This is a genomic window from Cupriavidus sp. 8B, assembly GCF_054589115.1.
On record NZ_BAAILO010000555.1, the window covers coordinates 164,580 to 170,025 of the forward strand.

At 63.1% G+C, this 5,446-nt stretch carries 5 protein-coding genes; 1 reads left to right on the forward strand and 4 read right to left on the reverse strand.

Annotated features, from left to right (window positions below):
• From ACYP5B_RS48665 to ACYP5B_RS48680, 4 genes are all read right to left on the reverse strand, one after another.
• The coding region (locus ACYP5B_RS48665; RefSeq protein WP_459574620.1) for a citrate/2-methylcitrate synthase at positions 1-324 on the reverse strand (324 nt) is incomplete at its 3' end.
• Positions 321-1,520, reverse strand: a complete 1,200-nt coding sequence (locus ACYP5B_RS48670) for a CaiB/BaiF CoA transferase family protein (protein ID WP_459574622.1) — start codon at positions 1,518-1,520, stop codon at positions 321-323. The genes ACYP5B_RS48665 and ACYP5B_RS48670, both read right to left, overlap by 4 nt.
• Positions 1,521-1,541: 21 nt before the next feature.
• Positions 1,542-2,561: a Bug family tripartite tricarboxylate transporter substrate binding protein gene (locus tag ACYP5B_RS48675; protein ID WP_459574624.1), complete on the reverse strand. Its 1,020-nt coding sequence runs from the start codon at positions 2,559-2,561 to the stop codon at positions 1,542-1,544.
• A 106-nt stretch (positions 2,562-2,667) separates the two neighbouring features.
• Positions 2,668-3,696: an amidohydrolase family protein gene (locus tag ACYP5B_RS48680; RefSeq protein WP_459574626.1), complete on the reverse strand. Its 1,029-nt coding sequence runs from the start codon at positions 3,694-3,696 to the stop codon at positions 2,668-2,670.
• A 155-nt stretch (positions 3,697-3,851) separates the two neighbouring features.
• Here ACYP5B_RS48680 and ACYP5B_RS48685 point away from each other — a divergent pair, with 155 nt between their 5' ends.
• Complete coding sequence (locus ACYP5B_RS48685; RefSeq protein WP_459574628.1) at positions 3,852-4,664, forward strand: IclR family transcriptional regulator; 813 nt, start codon at positions 3,852-3,854, stop codon at positions 4,662-4,664.
• Positions 4,665-5,446 lie beyond the last annotated feature (782 nt).

Consider the following 5,446-nt stretch of genomic DNA (forward strand, 5'->3'; position numbering starts at 1 on the left):
CGCATTGTTCAGCCCCACGCCGCAGGTCGCGGCCATGCGTGCGATGGCGATGCTGGGCGCCTGCGGCCCGTGGTCGACGGCGGCCATCAGCGCCGCGTCGAGCAGTTCGCCCTGGCCCGGGCCTGGCAGTTCGCCGCGCAGCATCAGCCAGATCATCTGCGCGAACGAGACACGGCCAATCAGTTGCTCGATGGGGTAGCCGCGGTAGCGGATCTCGCCCGGGCGCATGTCGATGATCTCGGTGCGCCACCAGTCCTGCGACAGGCGTTGGCCGGCGTCCATGGTTCTGTCCGCCCCGGTGGGTTCCTTGTCGATGTCGCTCATACCGCGCGCTCCTCGCTGAGTTGGTTGATGTCCGCGTCGCTGTAGCCCAGCTTGCCCAGGATCTCGCGCGTATGCTGGCCGAGTTCGGGCGGCGGCGTGTCGACTGCCGGCGCCTCGCGGTTGAGCTTGAAGCCGGTGCGCACCACCCGGATGTCGCGGCCGACGCCCGGCGCATTGGTGAATCCACCGATCATGCCGCGGTCGCGCACCTGCGGGTGCGCCAGCGTGTCGGGCACGCTCAGGACCGGACCTGCCGGCACGCCGGCGTCGTTCAGCAGCGGCCACCAGTCGGTGGCGGGCTTGCGGGCCAGCTCCGCTTCCAGCGCCGCGGTCAGCGCGGCGCGGTTGGCCAGCCGCGCCTGGCGCTGGGCAAAGCGTTCGTCGGTGGCCAGCTCGGGCTTGCCCAGCACGCGGCACACCGCCTCGAACTGTTCCTGCTTGTTGGCGGCGATATTGAGCAGGCCGTCACCGGTGCGGAAGGTCCCCGACGGGCTCGCGGTCATGTTCTCGTTGCCCATCGGCACCGGGTCCTTGCCCGCGATCAGGTGGTTGGACACCACCCAGCCCATGGTGGCAAGCGTGGCCTCCAGCATCGACACGTCGATGAAATAGCCCTCGGTGCGCTGGTGGTCCGCCAGCGACGCCGCCACGGCAAAGGCCGCGGTCAGGCCGCCGATGGTGTCCGACACCGGATACCCCACGCGGTAGGGCGCGGTCTGCGGATCGCCGGTGATGCTCATCACGCCCGACATGCCCTGGATGATCTGGTCATAGGCCGGCAGTTCCGCCAGCGGTCCGTCCTGGCCGAAGCCGGAGATTGCGCAGTAGATCAGGCGCGGGTTCTCCTGCTTGAGCGTTTCGTAGCCCAGGCCGAGCCGGTCCATCACGCCGGGCCGGAAGTTCTCGACCAGCACGTCGGCGCTGCGCACCAGCTTGCGGAACACTTCCTTGCCGCGCGCATGCTTGAGGTTGATGGTGATCGACTGCTTGCCGGGGTTCTGCGCCAAGAATGACACCCCCATCAGGCGCTGGTTCAGCTCGGCATCGGCGCCGAGCTGGCGCGCCAGGTCACCAGTGCCGGGGGTCTCCACCTTGATGACCTCGGCGCCCATATGGGCAAGCTGGTGGCAGCAGAAGGGCCCGGCCAGCACGTTGGTGAGGTCGAGCACGCGGATATTGCGCAGGGGCTTTTGCATGACGGATTCCGATAGGATGGCTTATTCGACACGCGCGCCAGACTGACGCACGATGTCGCCCCAGCGCGTGTTCTCGCTCTGGATAAAGGCGCCAAGGTCCTTGGCCGAGCCGCCGCGCGGCTCGCTGCCTTCTTCACGCAGCTTGCTGACGGTGTCCGGCTGCGCCAGCGCCTTGTTGACCTCGGCATTCAGCCGCGCCACCACTTCCGGCGGCGTGCCGGCCGGTGCCACCAGTGCCTTCCAGTCTTCTGCCTGGAAGCCGGCGTAGCCTGACTCTGCAATGGTAGGCACCGCCGACAGCAATGGCATGCGCTTGGCCGAGGTCACCGCCAGCGCGCGGACCTTGCCCGCCTTGATCATGGGCATGGCAATCGGTGGCGTGGCGAAATAGGAATCGGTTTGCCCGCCCATCAGGTCGGTCAGTGCCGGCGAGGCCCCCTTGTACGGCACGTGTAGCATCTTGATGCCGGCGCGCCGTGCGAACATTTCGCCAGTCAGGTGGCCGACCGTGCCGGTGCCGGCGGACGCCATCGACAGTGGCTTGGCCTTGGCCGCTGCCACCAGGTCGGCAACGTTTTTGTAGGGCGCGTCATTGCGCACGATCAGCACCACCGGCTGTGCCGCCACCAGCGCCACCGGCGTGAAATCCTTCTGCGTGTTGTAGGGCATCTTTGGGTACAGCGTCGAGTTGATCGCCAGGTTGGCGGTCTGTCCCATACCCAGCGTGTAGCCGTCGGGCTTCGCCTTGGCCACGCTATCCAGACCGATATTCCCGCCAGCGCCGGCGCGGTTCTCCACCACGACGTTCCACTTGGTGGCCATGCCAATCTTGTTGAACACCAGCCGCGACAGCACGTCGGTACCGCCCGCGGGCGGGAATGGCACGATCAGGCGAACCGGCTTCGAGGGGTAGGCATCGGCTGCAATGGCTCCCGTGGCGCCAACGGCGAGCAGCGCCGATAAGGCGCAGCCGAGCACGGCGTGGCCCAGAGTTTGCCCGGGCGTTGCGGCGATCCGGCTAGTGGCGAATGCGTGATTCATGTCGTCTCCTGTTCAGACGGCAACAGGTATCCGTCCGATGAGCTGTCGCTCTGTTTGGGAAAATGGGAAAAGTGGCGTGCAGCGCCGTTGGCTCAGCCAACGCGTGTCAGGTTCGTGCGTCGAGCCGGTAGACGGCAGTGGCAGTCCCCCGGAAAAGCGCATCGCGCTCAGCCGGGCTAGCCTGTGAAGTCAAGCGCTTGAAGGCGTTCCAGCCATTGCTATAGGGGTACGAACCCTTGTCGACCGGAAAATTGCTTTCGAACATGCAACGATCCGCGCCGAACGCCTCTATGCATGTGAGCATCCAAGGCTTCCACGCCTCGGCGAGTTCAGTCGAAGACGGGGGCCGCCCGCCCTGCTCAAAGTCAAAGCCGTTGATGCGCATCCCCAGTCCACCCAGCTTGACATGCACGTTTGGCAAGCGCGCCAGTTCGCGCATGTCGCGCGACCAGCGTTCAAATACTTCGGCCTGCATGTTGCTGTACTGACCGATGCGAACCACCCCGCCGCAATGGTTGACGATGATGGTGATGTCCGGATTGGCTTTCGCCAGGTCAAATAATTCCGGCAGTTGCGGAAAGAACAGCCACGCGTCGTAGGAAAGGCCGAGCTTGCCCAACTCCGAGACCCCAGCGCGATAGTGAGGATCCAGCAACAAGCCTTTGGGCGCCGCGGTGAGCGGATTTGCTAGCGACGAGTCGGCATCCCACGTGGTGAGGTGTCGAACGCCGCGGAAGCGGCCACATCCTGCCTCAATATGTGCTTCCAGGACATCGCGCACGGTGGCCCCCTGCCGCAGGTCTGCATAGCCAACAATCCCTTGGGCTACCTCCGGTTCCCCGGCCTGGGGCGCTGCCGTGGCTACTGTGACGAATTCGGTTTCGCCTACCGGACGTAGAGCATTGGGGCCTGCCGCGCGGTAGCGGGTCAGTGCCTGCATGTAGACGGATGCGCGGACGTTGTGTCCGGAGCGCAGGTCCTCCATGTAGTCGTCGAGCAGGTAAGTCCAGCCCGGACGCTCGTAGAAATGGTGGTGCGCATCGACAATCGGCAACTCCGGCTCGAGCGCCGGTTCGGTTGCGGATGCCAGCCATTCCGGGCGAACGGGAAGATAGTTGCTTGTCGTCGCATTCATCGGCGCCTCTGAGAAATTCTACTACATAGACCTATGTTCTATTGGAAAGAACTTTAGTACCGATATGGTGCAAGAAGTATGAGGGTATACCCTCTCATTTAACTTTTTATGGACATGTGTTCTACTAGGTAGAACTAGATCAAGCTTCCATCCAAATGGACGAAAACCAAACATCCCCCATGGGTGACGTTACGGGCGCCGCTGCATCCGATACGTCCAGCGGCGTGGCAGTGCTGGACCGTGCCTTCGCGATCCTTGGCGCATTTGGTCCTGCCGATGAGCGCTTGAGCCTGACGGAACTGTCGCGTCGAACGAACCTGTACAAGAGCACGGTGTTGCGTCTGCTTGCTGCCCTTGAGCACGGCGGTTTTATTCGCAAGCTGGAGGACGGTCAGTATGCGATTGGACCAGAGCCACTGCGGCTGGCGGCCATCTATCAGCGCTCGTTCCGCGTCGGTCCCGTCATCGAGAACCTGCTGGAGCAGATCAGTCGCGAACTCGGCGAGACGGCTTCGTTCTACGTGAGGCAGGGGGACAGGCGACTCGTGCTGTATCGCGTGGAGCCAGCGCGCGCTGTGCGCGTGTCCATCGGTGTCGGCGATGAATTTCCCATTGACCGTGGCGCTTCGGGCAAGGTGCTGCTCGCCTTCAGCCAGGTCAACGACCAGCGCTGGCAAGAGGTGCGCGCTCGGCTTTGGGCAGTGTCATATGGCGAGCGGGAAGCCGAAACCGCGGCTGCCTCAGCACCTGTATTCGGTGCGATGGGAGAACTGGTCGGCGCCTTGACATTGTCGGGGCCGAAGCAGAGGTTCAGCGCCGCGCCGACCATGTTTTCAGCCGTGGCAGCGCTGCTGAAGGCTGCCGGGAAAGCTACCGAGATCTTGGGCGGCAACCGCGCCCGCTTCGATGCTGCTGTTTCGACGCTGCATATGGAGCAAATCATGGCCAGCGGTGCTGTCAACGCTTAGAACGATGTGGTTGGTGCGAGGTATCCGCAGGCAATGCGGCATAGAACCGGCTTTCCAAAGCTACGGCCACGTGGTCTTCACCGCGTCCCAGCTTGAGTCTGGGTGGTTGAAACTCAGAATGTTGCGGCTGCCAGCCTGGTCCGCATGTATGCGGATCTTGCAGTCCCGGCAAGTGAGGACATGGCGATACGCCACACAGCGCAGGACAGCCGTTAAATCGAGATATGTAGCTACCAGTTAGATATCTCTCTGGTATCGACTAGCTAGCCATAAATTATCGCAGCCCTGTTCACTCCGTACCTTACTGCCGCCAGAATTCGCACGAACCGTCGATCCGGTTGGCGACTCGAACGCCTTGGCTTTGCTCTTGGCCGCCTCCTGACGCTTTGCATCCGCAGATTCCCGCTGCCTATATGGCATAGGCCATTCCGGGGCCAGGAAAGGCAGGGTCGCCCATAAACGTAGTCCTTGCCTCAGTGGCGTTGTGATCCTGCAGTGCCTGCGCGGCGAACAATCCTTTGTGCCATCGGCAGGAGGCGGGTGACAGAAAAGCCGCCTGCGGCCGAACTGCCTTCTTGCTACTATCGGCACTCATGACGCGCCTGCAACGCTTAGCGGCGCGTAGCGCACTCGCCCTCACCCCACTCTGAAAAAAACAAAGAAAGATGGCGACATTGCCCCCCAAGCACCCGGACGGTCACTTCAAACTCCCCCACTTGTGGTCGGCTAAATTCCCCCAGGCAGGACGGGCAGATTATGAATCGGCCTTCTCAGAAACAGCA